27 protein-coding genes and 1 tRNA gene are annotated in these 20,677 nt (G+C 59.8%); 11 read left to right on the top strand and 17 right to left on the bottom strand.

Translation table 11 applies throughout. The features are described from left to right. Positions 1-164: 164 nt before the first annotated feature. The 5 genes from BHQ40_RS03835 to BHQ40_RS03855 are packed head-to-tail and all read right to left on the bottom strand — an operon-like array spanning position 165 to position 1,953. Complete coding sequence (locus BHQ40_RS03835; protein WP_070152584.1) at positions 165-482, bottom strand: hypothetical protein; 318 nt, start codon at positions 480-482, stop codon at positions 165-167. A gap of 1 nt (position 483) precedes the next feature. Further along, positions 484-810 (bottom strand): hypothetical protein, encoded by a 327-nt coding sequence (locus BHQ40_RS26655; protein WP_253183248.1) that lies wholly within the window; start codon positions 808-810, stop codon positions 484-486. After that, positions 807-1,232 (bottom strand): S24 family peptidase, encoded by a 426-nt coding sequence (locus BHQ40_RS03845; protein ID WP_070152589.1) that lies wholly within the window; start codon positions 1,230-1,232, stop codon positions 807-809. Before BHQ40_RS03845 ends, BHQ40_RS26655 begins: the two co-directional genes overlap by 4 nt. Then, the gene (locus BHQ40_RS03850) at positions 1,229-1,462 is read right to left on the bottom strand and encodes a hypothetical protein (protein ID WP_070152592.1); all 234 of its coding nucleotides are present in this window, start codon (positions 1,460-1,462) and stop codon (positions 1,229-1,231) included. Before BHQ40_RS03850 ends, BHQ40_RS03845 begins: the two co-directional genes overlap by 4 nt. Continuing rightward, complete coding sequence (locus BHQ40_RS03855) at positions 1,459-1,953, bottom strand: hypothetical protein (protein ID WP_070152595.1); 495 nt, start codon at positions 1,951-1,953, stop codon at positions 1,459-1,461. Before BHQ40_RS03855 ends, BHQ40_RS03850 begins: the two co-directional genes overlap by 4 nt. Before the next feature lie 276 nt (positions 1,954-2,229). Between BHQ40_RS03855 and BHQ40_RS26045 the strand changes: the two genes are divergently transcribed. Next, entirely contained in the window at positions 2,230-2,385 is a 156-nt protein-coding gene (locus BHQ40_RS26045; protein WP_171905743.1) for a hypothetical protein, read from the top strand. Between the two features lie 130 nt (positions 2,386-2,515). On the opposite strand, the gene BHQ40_RS03860 is transcribed toward BHQ40_RS26045, so the two are convergent. Further along, positions 2,516-2,773 (bottom strand): hypothetical protein, encoded by a 258-nt coding sequence (locus BHQ40_RS03860; RefSeq protein ID WP_070152598.1) that lies wholly within the window; start codon positions 2,771-2,773, stop codon positions 2,516-2,518. A 270-nt stretch (positions 2,774-3,043) separates the two neighbouring features. On the opposite strand from BHQ40_RS03860, the gene BHQ40_RS26050 reads away from it, so the two are divergent. The 8 genes from BHQ40_RS26050 (at position 3,044) to BHQ40_RS03890 (ending at position 12,054) form a co-directional block, all read left to right on the top strand. Continuing rightward, positions 3,044-3,199 carry a hypothetical protein gene (locus BHQ40_RS26050; RefSeq protein ID WP_171905747.1) on the top strand — a complete coding sequence of 52 codons (156 nt, stop codon included), beginning with the start codon at positions 3,044-3,046 and terminating at the stop codon, positions 3,197-3,199. Then, complete coding sequence (locus BHQ40_RS03865) at positions 3,199-4,062, top strand: hypothetical protein (RefSeq protein ID WP_070152602.1); 864 nt, start codon at positions 3,199-3,201, stop codon at positions 4,060-4,062. The genes BHQ40_RS26050 and BHQ40_RS03865 overlap by 1 nt, the downstream gene beginning before the upstream one ends. Positions 4,063-4,071: 9 nt before the next feature. Continuing rightward, positions 4,072-5,157, top strand: a complete 1,086-nt coding sequence (locus BHQ40_RS03870; protein ID WP_070152606.1) for a hypothetical protein — start codon at positions 4,072-4,074, stop codon at positions 5,155-5,157. Further along, positions 5,157-10,421, top strand: a complete 5,265-nt coding sequence (locus BHQ40_RS03875; RefSeq protein WP_070152610.1) for a thermonuclease family protein — start codon at positions 5,157-5,159, stop codon at positions 10,419-10,421. Before BHQ40_RS03870 ends, BHQ40_RS03875 begins: the two co-directional genes overlap by 1 nt. A 184-nt stretch (positions 10,422-10,605) precedes the next feature. Next, positions 10,606-10,764: a hypothetical protein gene (locus BHQ40_RS26055; protein ID WP_171905748.1), complete on the top strand. Its 159-nt coding sequence runs from the start codon at positions 10,606-10,608 to the stop codon at positions 10,762-10,764. Further along, a complete protein-coding gene (locus BHQ40_RS03880) occupies positions 10,761-11,063 on the top strand; it encodes a hypothetical protein (RefSeq protein ID WP_070152613.1) in 303 nt (100 codons plus the stop codon). Before BHQ40_RS26055 ends, BHQ40_RS03880 begins: the two co-directional genes overlap by 4 nt. Further along, complete coding sequence (locus tag BHQ40_RS03885) at positions 11,063-11,605, top strand: aspartyl/asparaginyl beta-hydroxylase domain-containing protein (RefSeq protein WP_070152616.1); 543 nt, start codon at positions 11,063-11,065, stop codon at positions 11,603-11,605. Before BHQ40_RS03880 ends, BHQ40_RS03885 begins: the two co-directional genes overlap by 1 nt. Beyond that, the gene (locus tag BHQ40_RS03890; protein WP_070152618.1) at positions 11,599-12,054 is read left to right on the top strand and encodes a GNAT family N-acetyltransferase; all 456 of its coding nucleotides are present in this window, start codon (positions 11,599-11,601) and stop codon (positions 12,052-12,054) included. Before BHQ40_RS03885 ends, BHQ40_RS03890 begins: the two co-directional genes overlap by 7 nt. Here the strand turns inward: BHQ40_RS03890 and BHQ40_RS03895 are convergent. The 8 genes from BHQ40_RS03895 to BHQ40_RS03930 all read right to left on the bottom strand — a co-directional run bounded on the left by BHQ40_RS03895 (position 12,030) and on the right by BHQ40_RS03930 (position 15,870). After that, entirely contained in the window at positions 12,030-12,578 is a 549-nt protein-coding gene (locus tag BHQ40_RS03895) for a hypothetical protein (RefSeq protein WP_070152621.1), read from the bottom strand. The genes BHQ40_RS03890 and BHQ40_RS03895 overlap by 25 nt on opposite strands. 35 nt (positions 12,579-12,613) lie before the next feature. Beyond that, positions 12,614-12,925, bottom strand: coding sequence for a hypothetical protein (locus BHQ40_RS03900; RefSeq protein WP_070152624.1), 312 nt, complete (start codon positions 12,923-12,925; stop codon positions 12,614-12,616). A 335-nt stretch (positions 12,926-13,260) separates the two neighbouring features. Beyond that, positions 13,261-13,455 (bottom strand): hypothetical protein, encoded by a 195-nt coding sequence (locus BHQ40_RS03905; RefSeq protein ID WP_070152628.1) that lies wholly within the window; start codon positions 13,453-13,455, stop codon positions 13,261-13,263. An 820-nt stretch (positions 13,456-14,275) separates the two neighbouring features. Beyond that, positions 14,276-14,446, bottom strand: a complete 171-nt coding sequence (locus BHQ40_RS03910) for a hypothetical protein (RefSeq protein ID WP_171905749.1) — start codon at positions 14,444-14,446, stop codon at positions 14,276-14,278. A gap of 58 nt (positions 14,447-14,504) precedes the next feature. Further along, the gene (locus BHQ40_RS03915) at positions 14,505-15,137 is read right to left on the bottom strand and encodes an SOS response-associated peptidase family protein (RefSeq protein ID WP_070152634.1); all 633 of its coding nucleotides are present in this window, start codon (positions 15,135-15,137) and stop codon (positions 14,505-14,507) included. Continuing rightward, positions 15,130-15,348, bottom strand: a complete 219-nt coding sequence (locus BHQ40_RS03920) for a hypothetical protein (RefSeq protein WP_070152637.1) — start codon at positions 15,346-15,348, stop codon at positions 15,130-15,132. The genes BHQ40_RS03915 and BHQ40_RS03920 overlap by 8 nt, the downstream gene beginning before the upstream one ends. Then, positions 15,345-15,590 (bottom strand): hypothetical protein, encoded by a 246-nt coding sequence (locus tag BHQ40_RS03925; RefSeq protein WP_070152640.1) that lies wholly within the window; start codon positions 15,588-15,590, stop codon positions 15,345-15,347. Before BHQ40_RS03925 ends, BHQ40_RS03920 begins: the two co-directional genes overlap by 4 nt. Further along, the gene (locus BHQ40_RS03930) at positions 15,583-15,870 is read right to left on the bottom strand and encodes a hypothetical protein (protein WP_070152643.1); all 288 of its coding nucleotides are present in this window, start codon (positions 15,868-15,870) and stop codon (positions 15,583-15,585) included. The genes BHQ40_RS03925 and BHQ40_RS03930 overlap by 8 nt, the downstream gene beginning before the upstream one ends. A gap of 341 nt (positions 15,871-16,211) precedes the next feature. Between BHQ40_RS03930 and BHQ40_RS03935 the strand changes: the two genes are divergently transcribed. Continuing rightward, on the top strand, positions 16,212-16,796 hold the full coding sequence (locus BHQ40_RS03935; RefSeq protein WP_070152646.1) for a hypothetical protein: 585 nt from the start codon (positions 16,212-16,214) through the stop codon (positions 16,794-16,796). A gap of 18 nt (positions 16,797-16,814) precedes the next feature. On the opposite strand, the gene BHQ40_RS26925 is transcribed toward BHQ40_RS03935, so the two are convergent. Both BHQ40_RS26925 and BHQ40_RS03940 read right to left on the bottom strand, forming a co-directional pair. Then, positions 16,815-16,994 (bottom strand): helix-turn-helix domain-containing protein, encoded by a 180-nt coding sequence (locus BHQ40_RS26925; RefSeq protein ID WP_139139176.1) that lies wholly within the window; start codon positions 16,992-16,994, stop codon positions 16,815-16,817. Positions 16,995-17,091: 97 nt separating this feature from the next. After that, positions 17,092-17,168, bottom strand: a tRNA-Arg gene (locus BHQ40_RS03940). A gap of 151 nt (positions 17,169-17,319) precedes the next feature. On the opposite strand from BHQ40_RS03940, the gene BHQ40_RS03945 reads away from it, so the two are divergent. After that, on the top strand, positions 17,320-17,853 hold the full coding sequence (locus BHQ40_RS03945; protein WP_070152726.1) for a helix-hairpin-helix domain-containing protein: 534 nt from the start codon (positions 17,320-17,322) through the stop codon (positions 17,851-17,853). Between the two features lie 27 nt (positions 17,854-17,880). Here BHQ40_RS03945 and ppdK read toward each other — a convergent pair whose 3' ends face one another. After that, the gene (gene ppdK / locus BHQ40_RS03950) at positions 17,881-20,589 is read right to left on the bottom strand and encodes a pyruvate, phosphate dikinase (RefSeq protein WP_070152729.1); all 2,709 of its coding nucleotides are present in this window, start codon (positions 20,587-20,589) and stop codon (positions 17,881-17,883) included. Between the last annotated feature and the right edge of the window lie 88 nt (positions 20,590-20,677).

Below are 20,677 nucleotides of genomic sequence, written 5' to 3' on the forward strand. Positions count from 1 at the left end.
CATCATTGCGAGGCTGGAGGCAAAAAAAGGGCCGGCGCAAAGGCCAGCCCGCAGAGTTTGGGAGAGGATGCCTGAATAGGCTTCACTATTGATAGCGGTGTCGGCTTAGCCAGCAATCGCCAAGAAGTGGATAGCGGGTAGCATATTTTGCATACGGCTGGCGGTCACATGCCTTCTGGATCGTGTGCCTCATCCTCCACACCCTTGTCGGGATCGGAGATGATGCAGCCGGGGCCGCTGTCGATATTGAGGAAACGCGTACAGGGTTCATCCTCCGCGAAATTGCCGTCCGTTTCGTCGCCATTGGCTTCGGCTGGGTCGTCCTCCTCCGCGTCGGCGTCGCCATCAGCGATGTCTAGTAGATCGATAGCGACGGTAATGAAGGCCGAAAGCTGCGTGCGATCGAAGCGGCTAAGTACCCGCGAGATAACGGCGGGTGGGAGCGGCTGGGATGCGGAAGGTAGTTCAAGGATCGTCGCCATGTTAGCGTCCCTCCCCATTGCCAGCCCGCGCAATGTAGGCTCGATTGATGAAGAACAGCAGCTTCAATCGGACCTTATGCTTCGGCTCTCTGCCATTGCGCATGTCGAACACGATCCGGGGGTCACCCGCAGCGTCTCGGCCGAAGCGGGATGGCGGAGTGTCAGTGTCGCGCAGGAAGCACTCGACAGCCCGGAGCAGATCGATACCGACATAGGCGGCGGCGACGTTGTTCAGGTCCTTGCCTCGCTTCTGCGCCGCTTGTGATGGCAAATGCACGGGCCGCGAAGGCAGGCAGCGTGCGGGCGGGTTATGGCGCAGGGCGATCATTGAAAACCTCCCTTGCCGGGGTGGAACTGGACAAAGCCGTCCTCGCCGCGCTCAGCCTTGCCAAGACATTTATGGATGCCGGTCACCTTCGACATGGGGATCGACATGCACCGGGGCGGATTGAGCATTTCCACGATGATGGCGGGAGAACACGCGTTGCCGAAAGGAAAATCCTTCGGCGGTGGCCCGACCAACAGTCGTTTGACGAACCCAGGATATTCGTCCTCCGGCACCTGCGCCGGATCGAGAAGGATGCCGACTATATCGCCGTTCTGCACCTTCGCCGTTCGATCAAAGACCAGTAGGTCCCCGTCCTCGATCAGGGGCGACATGCATGTTCCCCGCCCGGTCATCGCGTATTGTTCGGGCAATGTGAAAGGGTCGGCCAAGTAGCCGGCCATGACGGGATTGATGACGCTCATGACAGCGCCTCCCGCGCGGAGCGCGCTTCAATAGCGGCCGTCACGTCCGCCCACAGGTAAATGTTTTCGTCCAGCAGGGTATGCAGACGGCGGGCTTCGGCCTGTTCAGCGTCCGATCGGCCTTGGACTGCCCAGAAGAAGCGAAGTTCAGGGCTAGCGGCATATCCGCCACCGACAGCCTCGAAGCAGGCCAGCCAATCCTCAGCGCGCGTGGGTGTGGTGACGCTCATGCCGCGCCTCCCAGACGCTTCACGTCATCAAAGAAGGGCTGAACATAATCGAGATTATAGCAGGGGGTGCTTTTGCCGCAGGCCTCCGGCCCGAACAGATAGTCCATCTTCCATGTGACCGCTGCCCAATGCGGTGCCGGGGTCTGCATCAATTCATAGGCAGCGTCGCATTCCTGCTCAGCCAAAGCGTCCATGCGGTCGTTGATGGCGTAATAGTCCAGCCTGCGGCAAAGTGCCTCATATCTGGCGTGACTAGTCTTCAGCTCCTCAATCTTCGGACGGATATGGGCGTAGAAATCGAAGCCATTCTCATCGATTTCGTACTGCGCAAACTCGCACGCGGGAATCCGGTACGTCGCGGATGAGCCGTCCTTGGCTACGTGCTTAATCCGATATTCCGGCTGGATCGCCGATACCCGCTTGTAGACCGGATTGTGGATCCTTTCGGCATAATCGTCGGACACAGCCTTGGCCTGAAGGTAGTGCGCCATTGCACTGTTCCATTCGCTGGTCGGGATAGCGGCCGGTGCGGGTTTGGCGCACATGGCCAAGGGCATTGTTGAAAGCGCACCGATGACGGCACGCCGTGAGGCATGTAAGGAGGTCATAGTCGTTCCCTCTACTCAGGGTTGCGATTAGACCTGGCCTTGGCGTTGGCGCGCCTTGGCTAGGTCGCCCTCGTCATGAGGACTTGTGCAACTTGTGCCTGTTAAGCAATACTGTCAACCCATATTGCGCAAGTGGCACAAGTTGAGTATAAGTTGTGTATGACAGACCTGAAAGACCAGCGCATTCCGGTGATGATGACCGCAGCTGAAGTGCGAGCTATCGACGACTGGCGGCGCGCTCATCCAGAGTTGCCCTCCCGTGGTGAAGCTATTCGGCAGCTCGTCCGGCTTGGCATGAATGCGCGCGGCACCTGAACCCTGCAAATTTGCAAGGCTAATTGCTTCTAGGAATTGTACCCGATCTTCCTTTAGCGCGACATTATCCCCTGCGGCCATGTCTGCGCAGCGCAGTCCTTCGCATCCGATCGGATCGCACCGGGTAATGTCATCGCCGCTTTAGGCCGATTAAGTCTCTAAGAGTTTCAGCCATCGCATTGCTACCAAATAAAAATGGTGCGGCCAGTGCTCCAAAAACGATAATGCATTGATCGCGAACGCTGTCAGGCCAGCCGAATATCTCGGCGGCAACCGCGATTGGCAATCCGGCCAGCAAATAACCGCAAACGATGGTTAGAGCCATGAAGGCGAATATGAACGCCCCACGCTGCCACTGATGTATCGCTTTCGCTATTTTTCCGGCCATGCCACTTTCCCCTTCCCTTCCGGGAGGTATCGCCGAGTTTGATTGAAATTCAAACAATCAACGATCTGTTGCGGCCCACCTCGATAAATAGTATGTAGTCAACACGACCACGCAAGCGGGTCTGCGGCGAGAGCGCTGCCTAGAACGGCAATCCATGATTGCATCGGTGACCGCAGAGACGGTCCCACCAGAACCTCCGTTATTCGGAATGAACTGAAGATATCGCGGCATCATCTGCTTGTCTTTCCATTCTGATTTCTGGAGATGACGATGGCTGACCGGCTATCTGTGCACGACACCACAATCCGTTTCCGCGCTAACTCCATGCTCGTTGCCAGCGCTTCCGAAAGGGCGCGCCAGCAGGGCATGACGATGGCGGAATATCTGCGTCACACGATGCGCCGCTCTCTGCGGGATGCTGCCTGATGGTCGCCGCAGCCGTCATTGGTGGCGTGGCCACCCTGGGAGGCGCAGCCGTTTCCGCGTCGGCCAGTAGCAAGGCGTCGAAAGCGGCGTCCAAGGCAGCCTCGACGAACAATGCGCTTCAGGAGCGGATTTATAACGAGAACCGCGCGACACTCGATCCCTACGTGCAGGCGGGGAACAGAGCGACACCCGCTATCCAAGCCCTTCTCGGCCTAGGCGGAACCGAAGGCGTCCTCAGTCCCTCCAAGTCGCCAAGCACGGACTGGTCTGCCTATGTCACCGGCAACCCTGACATCCTCGCGGATTATCAGCGGTTCCATGCGGGCGAGGATATCGGCGCCTACGGCCAGAACCATTACAACCTCTATGGCCAGAATGAGGGCCGGGATATTTCCGCCTATACAAGCGGAGCGCAGCCCCAACCTGCCGCGCTTTCTTCCGGTCAAGGTGTGTTGGATGCTCAAAATGCGGCGTTTGAGAACTTCCGGAACAGCACCGGCTACCAGGATAGCTTTGCTGAAGGACAGCGCGCAGTTACGTCTGCTTATAGTCGTCGTGGCCTTCTGGATAGCGGTGCGGCGATGAAGGCCCTGGCCAAGTATGGCGCTTACCAATCCACTCTCAGCTTCGGCGATTATCTGTCTCGCCTGGTCCAGCAGCAAGGCGTCGGGGCAGGCGCTGCCACCGCTCTAACAGGCAATGCGCAGAATTTCGCGAATGCCACCAGCGCGAACAACAATTCCGCCGCCCAGACACAGGGACAGGCGGCGTTGGCGAATGCGGGGAACATCAATGGCGCGCTGCAATCCGGGCTGAGCACCTATGCGCTCGCTCAGGGTCTCAAGTCGTCTTACTCAAAATAGGGGCAGATCATGGACTTCGATTTTTCAATGGCGCGCACCCCGAACTTCGTGAGCGCCGCTCTATCGGGGTATCAGGTTGGGCAGAAGCTGGGACAGCAAAAGAGGGTTCGGGCTGCGTTGTCGCAATTCGGCACTGATCCGCAAGGCGCGATCGATGAGGCTGTGGCGGCTGGCGATATCGACACGGCCAATGCGTTGCAGAAGCGCTATGATGATGGCGCGGTGCGTGCGGCGCTTCCTTATCTGTATAATCGCCCTGGTGCGACCAAGCCCGCGCTTACTCTGGCTGATGTCACCGGCAATTCCCAGACTGGCGCTCCCCTGTTGCACGGCGGTCAGCCTGCGCTTTCCCGGATCGATGGTCCGACCAGAGTTGGCGTGCTGAATCCCCCTCCACCGGGAGGCGGCGATGAGGGCAACGGCGAAGGCCCTGATATTGTCGTGACGGCGCGTCCGAAAGCGGAGGAGCCGGGCATGGGCGAATTGAACCATGAAGCTTTGGTCAAGATCATGACGCACGATCCCAAGCTGGCGATCGGGCTTATCCGCATGGACGGACAGCAGCGCGCGCAAACCGCGAAGATCGCCCAGCAGCAGGTCCAGATGGAATCCCAGCTCATAAATGCTGTGCGGAAATATCCTGAAGAAGAACGAGACGGCGTTTATCAGGAGTTGCGAGCCGATCTGGAGGCGAAAGGCGTGAAGGGCCTGCCCGAAGTATGGGATGAGGAATTTGCGGAAGGTCGTGCGCGGCTCGGCCTTACTGTCTTACAGGCCTTCAATGTGGATCGCGCGGATCGTCGCCTGGCTGCGGATATTGAAGATGACGAGGCGGACAACGCCCGCGCTGATCGCAACACTGCCAGCATCATTGCAGACCGTGATGGCCGCCGTGGACTGATTGCACGAGGCCAGGATATCGCATCCCGCGATCGGCGCAGGGGTCAGGATATTTCGTCTACCCGTCCGAAGGGTGGAAAAGGCGCGGGCACTGCGCCCGTCATCCATGATGTTAAAACCCCTGCTGAGGCGCGGGCGCTACCGAAAGGGGCTTACTTCCGCATTCCGGGCGGCGGCGTGAAGGTCAACAAGTGATGGCGAGCCAGTGGGATGATTTCCCGGACGCGCCGGTCGCGGATCAGGATTGGTCGCAGTTCGAAGACGCGCCCAGGAGCGTTCAGAAAACAGCAAAGCGTCGAACGCTGTCTGTCCGCAAAGCGCCTGCTGCCGGATCGATCTTGTCCGCTCCAACCGGCGAAAACCATGACGGTGACACGTTCAGACTGAAGTCCGGCGACAACGCCCGGCTGTATGGCGTCGATGCCTTCGAACTGGATCAGCAAGGCCGCAGGAACGGCCAGCCCGTCGCTTTGGGTCATATGGCAAAGGACTATCTCGGCCAGAACCTTGGACCTGATGGCGTCGTCACTGCAACCGGATGGATGACGTACAACCGCCCGGTGGTTGCCCTGTCGTCAGGCGGCCGAGACGCCGCGCAGGGGGTATTGAGCAGCGGTTTGGGGATGGCGACGCCGGAATATTTGAAGAACGATCCCGACCGGCTCCTGGAATATATGGAAGCGGAGCGCGGAGCACGTCTCAACCGGCGTGGCGCATTCGCGGGGCAAGCCCAATATCCGAAAGACTTCCGTGCGGGCAAAGCGGACCCGTGGGCAAAAGCAGAAGAAGGCCAGTACGGCAACAGCATCGCCGTATTCCCTGATGAGCCTACGCCGTTCCAGGGTCTGAGACCGGAAGTTGAGCAAGGCTATATGGCGCTTGCAAAGGACCGGAACAGCACTGCTGCCGACCTGCTGGCCTATGCCAAGGCGAACGGGTTCCAGATTGATCCCAAGGTTGTCGAGCGCTTCATTGCCGAACGGAACAAGGGCCGCGATGTCGCTGATGGAGTGACCTATGAAGCGCTTCCCCCGGTCCTGACTAATCAGGGCGACGGAGCATTAGGTGCAGGTGTTCGCGGTCTTGCCGACCCTATCAACATGCTCGATGAAATCGGCGGCGTCATCGATACTGTGGGTCTGACGCCCGGCAGGGAAAATATCTGGGATAGCGACCGCCGATTCGGCGATATCCTCTACAACAACATCGATCAGAACCGGGGTGTCCTTGCCTACGATGATGCTGAGCATCCTTATGCGCGCTTCGCTGGACAGCTTGCCAGCGGCCTCGTTCTGCCTGGCGCATCGGTTGAGGGCGTCGGCGCAGCAGCCGCCCGCGGTGTTCTCTTAAATGGCGGATCCCGCTTCGCGGCGGCACAGGCTGCGAAATCTGCGGTTCGTCGTCGTCTCGCCGTTGCCGGGGCAGCCGAAGGCTCATTGGCTGGCTTCGGTGGTGCTGAAGGTGGTGTGGTGGACCGCCTGCCATCGGCTGGCGTTGGTGGCGTGGCTGGCACAGTGCTGGGTGTTGGTGGCGCTGAACTGCTCAATGCCGTCGCACCTGCCGGTCGAGCCGTTATCAACAAGGTGCGTGGCCGCGTTGAGGAAGCTGCTCCGGATGTAATGCCATCCCCTGCCAGTAGAGATTGGGACGCTTTCGCGGATGCGCCGCAAGATATCGTTGAGGCGGCAGACCAGGCATCAAATGCTGCCTCCACAACCGAAAGCGCCCGCTTGGCCGATGAGTGGTCCGCTATGGAGGCAGGCAAGGCGCGATATCAGCGCTCGATCGCCGACCTCTGGCGGCAGACACCGGAAGAACTTGAAGCTCTACATAGCCGGGCGTTGGCGAAAGAGCGCGTTGACCTCATGGACGCCGCGACGCGTAGCGGCATGGAGCTTTCACCCGAACTGCGCCGAACTATCGAGAAAGGCTCGATTGAAAGGGCCGGCGCTAGATTGGCGGATGCGCTGGATAAGCACTTCGGCGGCAATGTCCCCGATGACATAGATCGCCTGGTCAATCCCAGATGGGCCGATCACCAAGACGGCGGTTTGCCGAACAGCGATGACGTGGATGAGGTGCTTAAGGCTTATGGCCTGATCATCCCGACCGACGATGACCACAGCATCGCATCGGAAATGGGCTGGGCGTTAAGGAAACTGAACACCGGCGATCTGGAAGCGGTCGCACGTGGCGAGGGCGGCGCGCCGCAGCAGGCCGCTATGGCTACCGTCCGCGAAGGATATCGCATCCTTGGCGATCGGGGCGTCAACAAGGATAGCGTGCCTCCGATGATTGCTGAGGCGATGGTGAGGAATGGCGTGCCTCCCCATCTCGCAAACGAATTGACGGGACAACTGTTCGACATGCTCCGGCAGGCGGCTGGGCCTCGATCAGAGATGAGCGGCGCGGGTGCTGCACTTCCTGGGGCGGCAAGCAGTGGCTCGGCGGGCGGCAGGGCTGACATGCTCAATGAAACCACCATGCCTTCGATCAGTAGCCCGCGAATAATCGACCGCATCGATGTGAACGACCGCGCGAGACCGATGCTTGATGCCGCCACGGATATGGCGCGGATGCAGCAGGCGGAGCGTGTGAACCCTGCGGATGTCCTGCCCATCCCGTCGAATGAGGTTGCATCGCTCGATGAGGCAGCGGCGATCAGTGCCGGCCGATATCCTGCGGTTAAAGCGCCGAACGAGATGGACGAGCTTGGCCGCCGCGATTTGCCATCGCCAGTCGATGCGACGCGCACCTTACCCAAGCGTGGGCCGCTTGATCTGAACACTTTCCTGCGGACCAAAGGCGGTCTGATCGATAAGGGTGGTGAACTTCGGCATATGGGCGTGACGAACGCCGGGCGGGATCTGGACTTTGCCAAAGGCGAGCAACGCTTTGGGAAGTTGGTCGACAATGAAAACGGCATGACGCTGGACGATGCGGCCGACCTCGCCTGGAGGGAGGGCTATTTCCCCGATTATGCCGAACGGCCGACCGTCGCCGAGTTTCTGGACGCGGTGGACAATACGAACCGGGGAATCAACCGGTCTTTCCGTCCCGACGATCTCGCAGAGGTCGATGCCTTCGCCGTTGCCCGCGATCAGCGCCTTGCAGTGGAACGGGCGCGTGATGAAGGTGCGCCTCTGGTCGAAGATCGGGGCCAGCCCGTCACGATGGACGATCTTGAAGCGAACCAGCCCCCCGTCACGGCTTATGAAGAATGGGGCGAAAACGCCCCCGACTTTGCCGGGAACATTCGATTAAGCAAGCTGGAAAGCCCGCAGGATATTAAACGCGCGCTGACAATGACAAACCAGAGGGTCGGCAGTTTCGATGCCGCCACCCGTGGACGGATTGCCCAAGCCGAGACCGAGCAGCTTGCCAGTGAGATCGGCATGACGGCGCGCCAACTCTTATCCCGGCGCGCTGGGCAGGCATTCAATGCCGAGCAGGCTTTGGCTGCGCGTCAGATCCTTGCGAAGTCCGGCAATGAGCTGGTGAACATGGCGCGTGCGATCCAGCGTCTTGATGATCCCGGCGAAGAAAAGCTGGCGGCTTTCCGCCAGGCATGGGTTAGGCATGTCGCGATACAGGAGCAGATAGCGGGCATCACGGCCGAAGCTGGCCGCACGCTGGCGCAGTTCCGCATGGTCGCCGATGGTCGGAATGTCCGGGGCAATATCCTCAACGCCTTGTCTGAAGGCGGCGGTGGAAAGGAACGTCTGAAAGCGGCGGCCGACCTCATCCTGGAGAATGCCGACAGCCCCGGCGACATGAACAAGATGGCGGCGAAGGCGCTGAAGCCCAAGTTTCTCGACCAGATCAACGAATTTTGGATCAACTCGCTGCTATCTGGTCCGGCAACTCATGTAGTCAACGCGGTGTCGAACACCATGACGGCGCTTGCCCAGATCCCCGAACATGCCGTCGCGGCTGGTATCGGTGGCGCGCGACAGCTTGCCCTTCAGAAGCATCGCACCGATCGCGTTCTGTTTTCCGAGCTTGGCGCGCGGACCGTGGGTTTGCTTCAGGGGACCAGGGAAGGTTTGGCGCAGGCGGCACGGACTTGGCGGACGGGCGAAGGCTCGGACTTTGCGGGCAAGGTGGAGGCGCGGACGCAGGATGCTATTCCCGGCAAGGTCGGCAATGTTATTCGCACGCCCACGCGCTTGCTGAATGCCAGTGACGAGTTGTTCAAAGGCATGGCGCGGCGCATGGAATTGTCCGGCCTGGCTGTCCGGAAGGCGGCAAGTGAGGGCCTGACCGGTGAAGAAGCCAAAGCCCGCGCGGCGGAGTTGCTGGCGAACCCCACGGAAGAAATGCTGGATCGAGCGTTCGATTATGGCAGATACCTGACCTTTCAACGCCCCCTGGGTGAAGGGATGCAGCATATATCGCGGGGCATTCAGAAAATTCCCGGCTTTAAGTTCATTGTGCCGTTCGTCCGGACGCCGACGAACCTTCTCAAGTTTGCTGTAGAGCGATCCCCGGCCGCCCCTATCCTGACAGAGTGGCGCAGAGATGTGGCTGCTGGAGGAGAGCGCCGCGACCTGGCGGTTGCCAGAATGCTGGTTGGGACCGGCGTTGGCGCGGTTGCAGCGAAGATGGCGGCCAACGGCCTTATCACTGGCAACGGCCCGGCCGATGAACAGGCGGCAGCCTTGCTCCGTGCCGATGGATGGCAGCCTTATTCCATCAAGATCGGTGACAAGTATGTCAGCTATTCTCGCCTTGATCCGTTCGCGACCACGCTGGGGGTTGCAGCGGGCCTTGTCGAGCTTCAGGACCACATGACGGAGAAACAGCAAGACGAGGTGGCGGCATTGCTAACGGCGTCGATCGTGCAGAACCTGTCGTCAAAGACTTGGCTCTCCGGCATGTCCGGTGTGATCGAAGCAATCAACGATCCGACCCGCTATGCTGACAGTTTTCTGCAAAGGCTTGGCAGTTCGTTCGCTGTTCCGGCTGGTGTCGCCCAGCTTGCCCGCACGGTCGATCCGACGATGCGCGAAGCCGAAAGCGTTCTTGATGCCGTCCGCGCCCGTGTGCCTGGCCTGTCGAAGACGCTGGAGCCGCGCCGGGATATCTGGGGGCAGCCGATCGTCATGGAGGGCGGGCTGGGTCCGGACATCGTTTCGCCAGTTCGCCAGTCCACGCGCGAGAATGATCCCGTCACGAAGGCCTTGCTTGATGCCGGGGTCCACATCTCCAAGCCGCCGGAGAAGGATGACATGACCGCGCGCGAATATGGCCAGTTCCATGAACTGTCGGGCAGCATCGCCAAGGATCAGATCGGGGAACTGGTCACGACGCCGGAATGGAAAGGCATGGATCGCGAGGACAAGCAGCACGAGGTTTTCACAATCCTCAAAGCGGCGCGGAAGGAGGCGAAATCTATCCTGGCCGACGGCGGAAAGGCGGATGATCCCTGGGCGGCCTTCCCTGACGCGCCGAAGTAAAGGCGGATATCGCAACTCAAAGCACGCTTGCGCGGCGAACCCACCGGCATTAATGTGGGCGCAGATTGCTACATATGTGGCACGGCGCACCAGCGCCCTAGATTGCGGCAAATGCTCGCACGCTGGTCTCCAGCATCTCAGATTTCCTTCCGTCATTCGGATGTCATCTCATTGCATGGAGGCCATGATGGCTGACCGTCCTTTGATCCATGACGCTGTTTTGCGCGTCCGCATCAACTCCGCTCTGATCCAGAATGCCGCTGACAAGGCACAGCGCGAAAGTATGAGCCTTTCTGATCTTGTCCGTCAGGCTATCCGCAATGAAGTGGGGTTGGGCCAATGACCGACAACCGAACCGATGCAGAGGTTATTGCCAACCTTCGCGCCGAAGTCGCCGCCGCCAGAGCAGAAGCGTTCAAACGATCTGAGGATTTTGCCAATCAGTGCGTTGCCGTCGATTTTCTCAAGGCTTTGGCGAACCACTTCAACGAGCCGTTTGATACGGCAGTGGGAGCCTTCCAGGCCCTGTCGTCAAATCTGCACTATGTGATCCACTCGCCCCAAGGTCAGTCCGCGCTCAGCCTATGCTTCATCGCCCAGTCCGGAATTGACCACGATATGCTGCGCCCGGTGCTCCACTGATGCGCAACTTCCTCAACATCGCGGAAGGTATCGACGTGACGCCGATGCTGGACGCGCTCGCCGCTCATCCGGAGCTATGGAACCAGAACGACCTGCGGACGACGCATCCGCAGTCGCCTCATACGGCCGTCGATGATATCTGGCTGCGCTTCAACCGGCTGGGCGTCAGTGCCGCCGACACGATCGACGATATCCAGACCTATCCCTATCCCGCGTGGGATATCCTGCACCCCGTGCGGGACATGGTGCTCAACCTTATGCGCCGCGTGGGAGGAACCCAGCTTGGCCGGGTCATCATTACGCGTTTGCCCGCTGGGGCGGTCATCACCCCGCACGAGGATCATGGCGCGCCAGTCACGTTCTATCGCCGCTATCAGATTATCCTCCAGTCATTGCAGGGGTCGATCTTCACCTGCGGTGGTGAACAGCTTCAGATGCGCTCTGGCGAGGCTTGGTGGATCGACAACAAGCAAACGCATTCGGTCACGAATAATTCTGCCGACGACCGGATCGTCATCATCACGGACATCTGCACATGCTGACCGCCTGCGTTGAACCCTTCCCGCCCTTTCTTGATGAGGTAAAGCCCATGCTGCCCAGGCATTGGGAGGAACTGGCGCTGAATAAAGACAAAGTGCCACTGGACCCGCAATATGACGAATATCTGCGCCGCGATGCTGCTGGTCAGATTCTTCTTATCGTCATGCGGGAAGCGGGGAAGCTGGCTGGCTATTTCGTCGGCTTTGTCGCCCCCGGCCTGCACTACCAGTCATGCCTGACGCTCACTCTCGACATATTCTGGATTGCGCCGGAGCATCGCGGGCAGATGGGCGGCGTCCGGCTATTCAAGGCCGTCGAGGCTGAGGCCAAGCGCCGGGGCGTGGATCGGATGTTCGTCGGATCGAAGTGCCACAAGGAAGCGTCGTTCCTGTTCGAGCGGCTGGGCTATGAGCGTGTAGAAATCTATTACTCGGCTTGGCTGGGGGACTGACCTAAATCAGACAGGTCGCGCTGAAGCCAACCGAAATGATTGTGGATATCCACCACCAGCATCAGCATACTATGCGCAAGCGGTACAATGCGGTCTCGCTCCTCTTGCAAGGCTCTTGGAGTAAAAGTTTTCACAAGGCGGGCGTCATCCCGGTCGGGCTGGCGATGAAACTTCTGAAAATAAAGACCGGCATCTCCCGATGGCGTGTAGTGAAACTGACAAAAGCCATGAGCTAGTAGGTTTCTTGTCTCTTCTGTTTTTTCGAATTGGTCGATGATTGGCAAAAGGCCCTCAGCAAATTGCTTCATCGGCCCCTCTGCCCCTAGGATCGCTCTTACCTTTTTTATCCGCTTGGCCGCGCTGTGCGTAAAGGTTTCGGTATGGGCTGTGTATTCTGGGAATGCCCTGCATCTGAGGATGAGGTCGCCAAGCAGATATTCGATTTGCGCGTAGGAGTTACTGATCCACCCACGCATTCGAGTAAGGTCTTCAATTAACGCCTTATGCTCCTCGCTAAAAATCATTTCTGAACGTCTCCAGCACGGTTCCGCAGATTCTGCTAGTGCTTTGAATAGGCGGCCGGCTCGATGATCAGATCCTCGGCCTGGACAAAGAGCAGATGACCATCAGGGCTTTCATGCAATGAGCCGTCGATCTCATCGACCCGGTATCTGTTTCTGATCCCGATCTCCAGCCAGGCGATGAAGCCTCCGACCCTATGCAGGGTGTCGTCGGGAAGCGCTTCGCCCGCGGCCATTAGCGAGGCCTGGGAAACCTTTACCAGAATTGGCCTGCCATCGCTGGCGTGGAACAGGAGTGCATCACCGATGCTCTGCCCGGTTTCCCAGAATATGGTCAGTGGCTCGGTCATGAATAGAATATAGTGAGCGTCGACGCGCCTCGCATGTACCTCTCGATCCAATTTGGGCGAAGGGGCTACAGTTACACGATCGGTCGCGGCTCCTTCAGACGTACCGTGCAAGCATGATCGACCGACCAGCCCTTTTTAATTCTATCGTTGAAGGCGCTGCGAGAGATGCCATTTTCCTGCGCGACGATCATCGCCAGGCGGCCATCATGATACCGAAGATCGCGTGTTCTGGGCATGGCTGGCTAACGAGGATGCCGAACGCCAGTTCCCTAGAGACATACTCAAGAGGGTTTTGTCGGTTTTGTCGGTGTGCTGGGTAGGCACTTTTCCGAAAATTATCTGAGCCGTGCGCGGTCGAGATCAATCAGCGCTTTCGCCTTGATACGGAGGATCGACCGCCCTTCGCCAGGTGCTGCATATTCTATGACGTCGAGAGGTTCGTTTTCACCGGGCCGGGCAATGCGAACGACGCTGTCCCTGGCTTGGTACGAGATTTGATAGCCGCGATAGGCTTCCTGCCAGATTGTCATGCGCCCTCACGCAGATGCGAATGTTTCCATCGATAACAGATTATCAATCAAATCGGACCTATTGCGCGCCTCGCTTGTGGCGGGGGCCATATGCCGTCCCGGCGCGATACTATCCAGAATGCGCGCCGGGACATCTGCCTCGCTCCACATCGTATATCGTTACGCCACTGTCCCTGATCTGGATCAGAGACTGATCTTCACTGTTGCAGACCGAGGGATTTGCGCCAATATGGACATTACGGAAGATATGGGGTCCTTCGGAAGTCGCGGTTCGATACCCAGATTAAGGTGATTTCGTTTGTGCCCGGGCCGTTGCTGGTGCAGTGCCGCCGCGCGACCCGAGCGTTAAACCAACGCTTATCCTAGCCCGGTGCTCTTCCCTGCGCCGGGCTATTTTTCTGCCTGGACGGCGCTGAAGTCTGCCTCTTCCAGTTCGAGAATAAAGCCTAGTGAGCCGACTTCCTGATGAAGTGTTCCGGCCAGCAACGCTAATTTATGCCGGTGAACTATCGCTTTCTCGGTAAGTCCGCGTGCGCCACCCAGCACGTCCAGCCTTTCAGGCGTTAGAGTTGCACATGCGTCAGCGAGTGCGGACCGGGACAATCTTACCCAGAAAGCCCGGCCGTCATCAGCCGAAATCCAAACACTCTCTCCAGTGGTATTTGTGGTCTCCCACTTTATGAGCAGTGGTTTGGGCATAGCTGAACATAGCGCCGCTGGTGGGTCGAGTGACAGGCCCAATCCTACCCAAAACGGCTGCGACCCTCAAACCCGCTGAAACTCAGCGACGTTTTTTTTGGCTGCGAGATCCAGGCTCATTTTAACGACGCCCTAAATACTGCCGTGCGTGCCGAGCCACCGCCTCTGGAAGTTCATACTCGGCAATCGACTGATCCTGCACCGACACGACCTGCACGGCGCAAAGGCGCTGCGGCGCTATCCGAATATAGGTGATCGCATGCAGCCCTGCGGCCATCTGCGCGTCGATCATCGCAATCAGTTCATTCTCCGGAACGTCCGGACAAGGCACGCGTCTCAGCATTGCCATCTCACGCTGCGGTCCGCGTGGGAAATACCGGCCCCCGCATCCGCATCTGGTCCGCAGGATAAGGCCGCTGCAGATCGACCGCATCCTCATAGGAACCCTGCAGCCATCGATCCCAGTCAGTCTCATGCAGAATCGTGATCATTGCCTTTGGATGGATCGGCGCGACCAGCTCGTTCGGATCGCAGGTGACCATCGCGAAGTGTTTGGCGTCGCCCAGTGCCTGCCAGAAGCCCGCCACGGCGAAAATCGGCTGATCAACCACGTCGAACCACATCTCCCCGCGTACCGGCTTCTTGCCGTCGCCCAGGTTCGTCGGCTTCGGCGCCCACTCGCAAAACTCTGTCAGCGGCACCAGGCAGCGCTTCGTCGGATCAGACGCCAGCTTGCGCCACTGTGGCAGGAACAGGTTCCGGACATTCGTCATCGGGAAATTTGCCATGCCGCCCAAGACGTCCCAGTGCATCACGTCGGCAATTCGCTGGCCCGCTTCCTCCCTAACGACATAGGTCCGGGACTTGGGATACAGCTCCACGGGGTTGAACCGATTGTCCATCGGCTTTTCGGCCGGGAACAGGGCATTGAAGCGCGTGAACAGCGTCTCCGGCTCGCCGCGCTGCCTGGCTCTGTTACACATGACTGTCCGCTCCGGCATCATGGGAGGTATGGCTGTCCCTTAGCAGATTGATCGTGAGTCGCGCATGCCCGCGCATCACATGTTGCCAATAGCCCTTCGCATCTTCCCATGTGCCCGCGACATCGCGTGGAAAGCTGGCCCACAGCGCCTGCGCCACTTCCTCGACGAGACCGTCAATGTCATTGGTCGAGCACAGGCGGCAGCGGGTCATTCGGACAGCTTGGTCGTGAAATAGAGTGGGTTCTGAGCCAACCCCGGACCTCGCACCTGCAGGCGTTCGAACCGGACCGCGATCTGGTCGACGATGTAGCGGCGCGCGGCAGCCGACTTCAGTTCGTTCTTGCCCGCCCAATCTCGAAGCGCGCCGCGAGACAATTGCCCGAAAGCAAAATCAATCTCGAAGCGGATTTGGCTAGGCGTCAGGATCTCCGGGAATTTGCCATTGTCATGCACAAGGGTAGCAAGCCTCGTCGTCGGAGCGGTCGGCGAAGGCGAGCACGTCCCTATGCTCGGCCCTAATCTGCTCGCGGGTGTCGATGGTCAGCCCGTGCCGCCGGGCATAATCCTCCATCGCCTCGATAAGCTCGTCGACACTGCCATAGGCGCCAGGAAGCTGGTCAAAGTCACCATCGGGGCGCTTTAGCCACATCGTGCACCAACCGTCGCTATATCCATAGCAGACGTCAGCGCTTTTGCCCCCAGCGGGGCGGAGAAGCTCCCTTATTGCGGTCATCGTCCAGTCCTTCCACGAATCAGGTCATGACCGAAGGATAGAACGAAATGAGAACAAACGAAATGGCTAGACCTCGACCTCCCGCTCCATCAGCTCGTCGACCACGGCCTGCTCCCAATCAGTAAGGTGATGAAGGTCCTGAATTTTCCCATATTCGATGACCAGCTCTGCGTCGGTCATGCCGGCGCATTTGGCGGCGAAAACGAGCGGGTCCGAGTCGGCCATTTCGATATGGTAACAGAAGCGAGTTGACGCCTCTATTGTCCCTAGCGTCCCTATTGTTCTAGGCGTTCTTCATCATCTGCGGGGAACTGAAGAGCACAAGGGCGATTTTTCCGCGAATGCCGAAGCTGAAGGTCTTCAGAACGCCGATCGGATTTCACGACGCCTATGTCGCCGCGCCTAGCCAGAAAGCAGCGCTGGAAGCATGGGGTGCTGACGCCAACCTATTTGCGCGTGGCATAGCGGAGGTTGTCACCGATACCGATCTTATCGAAGTCCCATTGCAGACTCCAGGGAAGGTAATCCGCGTCCTGCGGAAGGCAGACGAGGCAAGCGAACCTACGCCCGCTCGGTCTAAGCGGCCGAAGGCCAGGCAATCTCGATCTCCCGAAACAACAGCACCACCACGCCGCCGTGCGGCTAAGGCGACGCCCGCCCCGCCACCACCGAAGGCTGAGAAAAAGCCCAAGCCCAACCCCCGTCCCAGTCGCGACGCTTTAGATAAAGCGGAAGAGGCGCTGGCATCTGAAGACGAAGCCTATGCCGAAGCGGATCGCGTTCTGCGGAACAAAGAACAGGCGATCAAGGAAGAGAGGCGGAAGCTGAGGCAGGCCCATGATCGCGTAATTGAGAAGCTGACCAGTCGGCGGGATAAGCTCAAGGCGGACTATCTTCGGCGGATTGAGGCATGGGCTTCAGAGTGACCGGCAAAAGCGCGGAGATTAAGAACTGGCTGGTAGCCCAAGCAACTCCCGGATCGATGCCGTGTCGACCAATGTTCTGCGCCCAGTCTTGACCGTCCTCAGCCTGCCCTCGTTGATGAGCTTATAGATTGAGTTGCGGCCTAGCGAGGTCAGCTCGCGAGTTTGCGCAATCGTAACTACCAGCGGTTGGAGTATCATGATCGTCGGAAGACCGAAATTGGACGTGGTGATTACTATGTGATTGCTACGCCAAAAATCGCGCAGAGCCCATAATCGCAAAAATGGCTGAAATCCCTGGCGCACTCGGAGCGATTCGAACGCCCGACCCTCAGATTCGTAGTCTGATGCTCTATCCAGCTGAGCTACGAGTGCGCAAGGGAAGTGCGCAGATAGAAGGGGGAAACGGTTCTGGCAACCCCTTTTCCGTCGAATATCTGACAGCCCTCTGATGCTCCTTTCCCGCCGCCGCAACCAAACGCCCCATCGCCGGTTCTATGGGGACAGGATGCAGGAGGTTGGTGCAATGGTTATCACGGCGAATCTGTGGGTCATGCTGGGCATTACGCTGCTGATCGGCTTCATCTTCGGCCTGTTCGTCAGCAATGCCGGCAAGCATAAACGGCGCTGGCGTGAGGAAGCGCGATTGCGCGAACGCCTGGAAAAAGAGCGGGCGGCCCTGATCCGGGATCGCGACAGCGCGCTGGCGCATCGCGACGCGCGCATAGCGGAGCTGGAGCGGAAGGATGCAACGCCAGCGCCAGTCAATCCAGCACTGGTCAATATCGCGGGCGGAAGCGCCGCCGATGGCCGTGACAGGCTGTCAGTGATCACAGGGATCGATCCGCAGGACGAAATCCGCCTGAATGAAGCAGGCTATTATCGTTACGATCAAATCGCCCGCCTGGGATCATCGGATGAACGCGCGCTGGAAGATCAGATGCAACGGGGACGCGGGTCCATTCGCGACGAACATTGGCGCGAACAGGCAAAGTTGCTTGCCGACGGCAAGACCGACGAGCATCTGACGCGATACGGGGCGTCACACCGGGTGGTGTAACGCCCCGCATATTCTCTGCCTTAAGGGTCAGCCCTTCTTGAGCGCAGCCTGCGCCGCTGCCAACCGCGCGATAGGCACGCGATAGGGGGATGCCGACACATAATCGAGGCCGGTCTGCTCACAGAAGGCGATCGAGGCCGGATCGCCGCCATGCTCGCCGCAAATGCCAAGCTTGATACCGGGGCGCGTCTTGCGGCCACGCTCTGCGGCCAGCACGATCAGCTCGCCCACACCTTCGACGTCGATGCTGACGAACGGATCGCGCGGGAAGATGCCCTTGTCGACATAGCTGCCCAGGAAACGGCCCGCGTCGTCACGGCTGATACCGATGGTGGTCTGGGTGAGGTCGTTGGTGCCGAACGAGAAAAATTCGCCCACCTCGGCAATCTCGCCCGCCTTCAGCGCGGCGCGCGGCAGCTCGATCATCGTGCCGGTCAGATATTCGACGCTGTCGGCCTGCTCAGCGAAAACCTCCTGCGCGACGCGATCGACGATGGCCTTCATCAGCTCCAGCTCACGCCTGGTGGCGACGAGCGGGATCATGACTTCAGGAATTGGCGCAGCGCCCGAACGCTTCTTGACGATCAGCGCCGCCTCAAAGATCGCCCGCGCCTGCATCTCGTAGATCTCGGGATAGGTCACGCCCAGGCGGCAACCGCGATGGCCCAGCATCGGGTTGAATTCGTGCAGTTCCGATGCGCGGCGGCGCAGCTCGTCCACGCCGACGCCCGCAGCCTTGGCCACTTCGGCAAATTCGGCTTCCTCATGCGGCAGGAATTCGTGCAGCGGCGGATCGAGCAGGCGAATGGTCACCGGCAGGCCGGCCATCACCATGAAGATCTGCGCAAAATCGTCCCGCTGTTCAGGCAGCAGCTTTTCCAGCGCGTCGCGGCGGCCCTTCTCGCTGTCGGCCAGGATCATCTGGCGGACGGCAGTGATGCGCGCCGCGTCGAAGAACATATGCTCAGTGCGGCACAGGCCCACGCCCTCCGCGCCGAATTCCCGCGCGGTCTTGCAGTCCTGCGGCGTTTCCGCATTGGCGCGCACCCGCAGGCGGCGGACCTTGTCGGCCCATACCATCAGCGTGCCGAAATCTCCGGCCAGCTCCGGCTGCACGGTCGGGACTTCACCCGCCATCACTTCGCCGGTGGAGCCGTCGATGGTGACGACATCGCCCTCGGTCAGTTCGCGGCCGCCAATGCGCAGCGTTTTCGCCTTGGCGTCGATCGACATGCTGCCCGCGCCAGAGACGCAGGGACGACCCATGCCGCGTGCCACCACGGCGGCGTGGCTGGTCATGCCGCCGCGCGCGGTCAGGATGCCCTTGGCCGCATGCATGCCATGAATATCCTCCGGCGATGTCTCGGTGCGGACCAGGATAACCGCATCGCCCAGTTCATTGCGCCGTTCGGCCGTGTCTGCGTCGAACACGACGATGCCCGATGCGGCGCCCGGCGAAGCCGGAAGCCCCTTGGTCAGCACGTCGCGCGGCGCCTTGGGATCGAGCGTCGGGTGCAGAAGCTGGTCGAGCGCGGCCGGGTCGACACGGGCGACGGCTTCCTCCTCGGTAATCAGCCCCTCGCCCGCCATGTCCACGGCGATCTTCAGCGCAGCCTTGGCGGTGCGCTTGCCAGACCGGGTCTGCAGCATCCACAGCTTGCCCTGCTGCACGGTGAACTCGATGTCCTGCATGTCGCGATAATGGGTTTCGAGGATGTTGAAGACCTTCGCCAGTTCGGCATAGGTCTCCGGCATCGCTTCTTCCATCGACAGCGGCTTGGCGCCCGCCCGCTCACGCGCGGCGGTGGTCAGATATTGCGGCGTGCGGATGCCCGCGACGACATCCTCGCCCTGCGCATTGATCAGGAACTCGCCATAATAGACATTCTCGCCGGTCGCCGGATCGCGGGTGAACGCCACGCCGGTCGCGGACGTGTCGCCCATATTGCCGAACACCATCGCCTGCACATTGACGGCCGTGCCCCAGTCGCCCGGAATGTCGTTCAGGCGGCGATAGACCTTCGCGCGGTCGGCCTGCCAGCTTCCGAACACGGCGCTGATCGCGCCCCAGAGCTGGTCATTCACGTCCTGCGGGAAGGGCTTGCCCCACTGCTTCTCGACAATTGTCTTATATTCGGCGACCAGCCCCTTCCAGTCGTCGGCGGTCATCTCCGTATCGAGCGTATAGCCCTGATCTTCCTTGGCGATCTCCAGCGCTTCCTCGAACGCGCCATGGTCCAGCTCCAGCACGACGTCGGAATACATCTGGATGAAACGGCGATAGCTGTCCCAGGCGAAACGCTCGTCGCCCGAAGCCGAGGCAAGGCCGATAACGGTGCGGTCGTTGAGGCCCAGGTTCAGAACCGTGTCCATCATGCCCGGCATCGACACGCGCGCGCCGGAACGGACCGACACCAGCAGCGGATCGGCCTGATCGCCGAAGCGCTTGCCGGTGACGCCTTCGATATGGGCAATGCCGCCCGCCACTTCCGCATTCAGGCTATCTGGATACACTTCTCCGTCAACATAGTAACGGGTGCACATTTCGGTGGTGATGGTGAAGCCCGGAGGAACCGGCAGGCCGATGGACGCCATGCCATCCAGATTGGCACCTTTGCCCCCCAGCAAATTCTTGTTGCCATTCCCGCCGTCATTCACGCCGCCCCCAAAGCGGTAGACGTAGCGGGTGTCAGTCGTCGCAGTCTTCAGGCTTTCAGCTTCCATCACTTCCACCATTTCCGGCCCTTTATTCGGAACGTCACGGGCCATGTTGTGCATTGCAGCAAGGATTCGATCAAGTGTCGCGCGACCAGTTGAGGCTTTA

It is taken from the genome of Sphingobium phenoxybenzoativorans, from assembly GCF_001757355.1.
GTDB classification, from domain to species: Bacteria; Pseudomonadota; Alphaproteobacteria; order Sphingomonadales; family Sphingomonadaceae; genus Sphingobium; species Sphingobium phenoxybenzoativorans.

Coding starts and splice junctions, on each gene's coding strand:
- BHQ40_RS03835 (WP_070152584.1), bottom strand. CDS start 482: ATGGCGACGATCCTTGAACTACCTTCCGCATCCCAGCCGCTCCCACCC.
- BHQ40_RS26655 (WP_253183248.1), bottom strand. CDS start 810: ATGATCGCCCTGCGCCATAACCCGCCCGCACGCTGCCTGCCTTCGCGG.
- BHQ40_RS03845 (WP_070152589.1), bottom strand. CDS start 1,232: ATGAGCGTCATCAATCCCGTCATGGCCGGCTACTTGGCCGACCCTTTC.
- BHQ40_RS03850 (WP_070152592.1), bottom strand. CDS start 1,462: ATGAGCGTCACCACACCCACGCGCGCTGAGGATTGGCTGGCCTGCTTC.
- BHQ40_RS03855 (WP_070152595.1), bottom strand. CDS start 1,953: ATGGCGCACTACCTTCAGGCCAAGGCTGTGTCCGACGATTATGCCGAA.
- BHQ40_RS26045 (WP_171905743.1), top strand. CDS start 2,230: ATGACAGACCTGAAAGACCAGCGCATTCCGGTGATGATGACCGCAGCT.
- BHQ40_RS03860 (WP_070152598.1), bottom strand. CDS start 2,773: ATGGCCGGAAAAATAGCGAAAGCGATACATCAGTGGCAGCGTGGGGCG.
- BHQ40_RS26050 (WP_171905747.1), top strand. CDS start 3,044: ATGGCTGACCGGCTATCTGTGCACGACACCACAATCCGTTTCCGCGCT.
- BHQ40_RS03865 (WP_070152602.1), top strand. CDS start 3,199: ATGGTCGCCGCAGCCGTCATTGGTGGCGTGGCCACCCTGGGAGGCGCA.
- BHQ40_RS03870 (WP_070152606.1), top strand. CDS start 4,072: ATGGACTTCGATTTTTCAATGGCGCGCACCCCGAACTTCGTGAGCGCC.
- BHQ40_RS03875 (WP_070152610.1), top strand. CDS start 5,157: ATGGCGAGCCAGTGGGATGATTTCCCGGACGCGCCGGTCGCGGATCAG.
- BHQ40_RS26055 (WP_171905748.1), top strand. CDS start 10,606: ATGATGGCTGACCGTCCTTTGATCCATGACGCTGTTTTGCGCGTCCGC.
- BHQ40_RS03880 (WP_070152613.1), top strand. CDS start 10,761: ATGACCGACAACCGAACCGATGCAGAGGTTATTGCCAACCTTCGCGCC.
- BHQ40_RS03885 (WP_070152616.1), top strand. CDS start 11,063: ATGCGCAACTTCCTCAACATCGCGGAAGGTATCGACGTGACGCCGATG.
- BHQ40_RS03890 (WP_070152618.1), top strand. CDS start 11,599: ATGCTGACCGCCTGCGTTGAACCCTTCCCGCCCTTTCTTGATGAGGTA.
- BHQ40_RS03895 (WP_070152621.1), bottom strand. CDS start 12,578: ATGATTTTTAGCGAGGAGCATAAGGCGTTAATTGAAGACCTTACTCGA.
- BHQ40_RS03900 (WP_070152624.1), bottom strand. CDS start 12,925: ATGACCGAGCCACTGACCATATTCTGGGAAACCGGGCAGAGCATCGGT.
- BHQ40_RS03905 (WP_070152628.1), bottom strand. CDS start 13,455: ATGACAATCTGGCAGGAAGCCTATCGCGGCTATCAAATCTCGTACCAA.
- BHQ40_RS03910 (WP_171905749.1), bottom strand. CDS start 14,446: ATGATCGACGCGCAGATGGCCGCAGGGCTGCATGCGATCACCTATATT.
- BHQ40_RS03915 (WP_070152634.1), bottom strand. CDS start 15,137: ATGTGTAACAGAGCCAGGCAGCGCGGCGAGCCGGAGACGCTGTTCACG.
- BHQ40_RS03920 (WP_070152637.1), bottom strand. CDS start 15,348: ATGACCCGCTGCCGCCTGTGCTCGACCAATGACATTGACGGTCTCGTC.
- BHQ40_RS03930 (WP_070152643.1), bottom strand. CDS start 15,870: ATGACCGCAATAAGGGAGCTTCTCCGCCCCGCTGGGGGCAAAAGCGCT.
- BHQ40_RS03935 (WP_070152646.1), top strand. CDS start 16,212: ATGCCGAAGCTGAAGGTCTTCAGAACGCCGATCGGATTTCACGACGCC.
- BHQ40_RS26925 (WP_139139176.1), bottom strand. CDS start 16,994: ATGATACTCCAACCGCTGGTAGTTACGATTGCGCAAACTCGCGAGCTG.
- BHQ40_RS03945 (WP_070152726.1), top strand. CDS start 17,320: ATGGTTATCACGGCGAATCTGTGGGTCATGCTGGGCATTACGCTGCTG.
- ppdK (WP_070152729.1), bottom strand. CDS start 20,589: ATGGTGGAAGTGATGGAAGCTGAAAGCCTGAAGACTGCGACGACTGAC.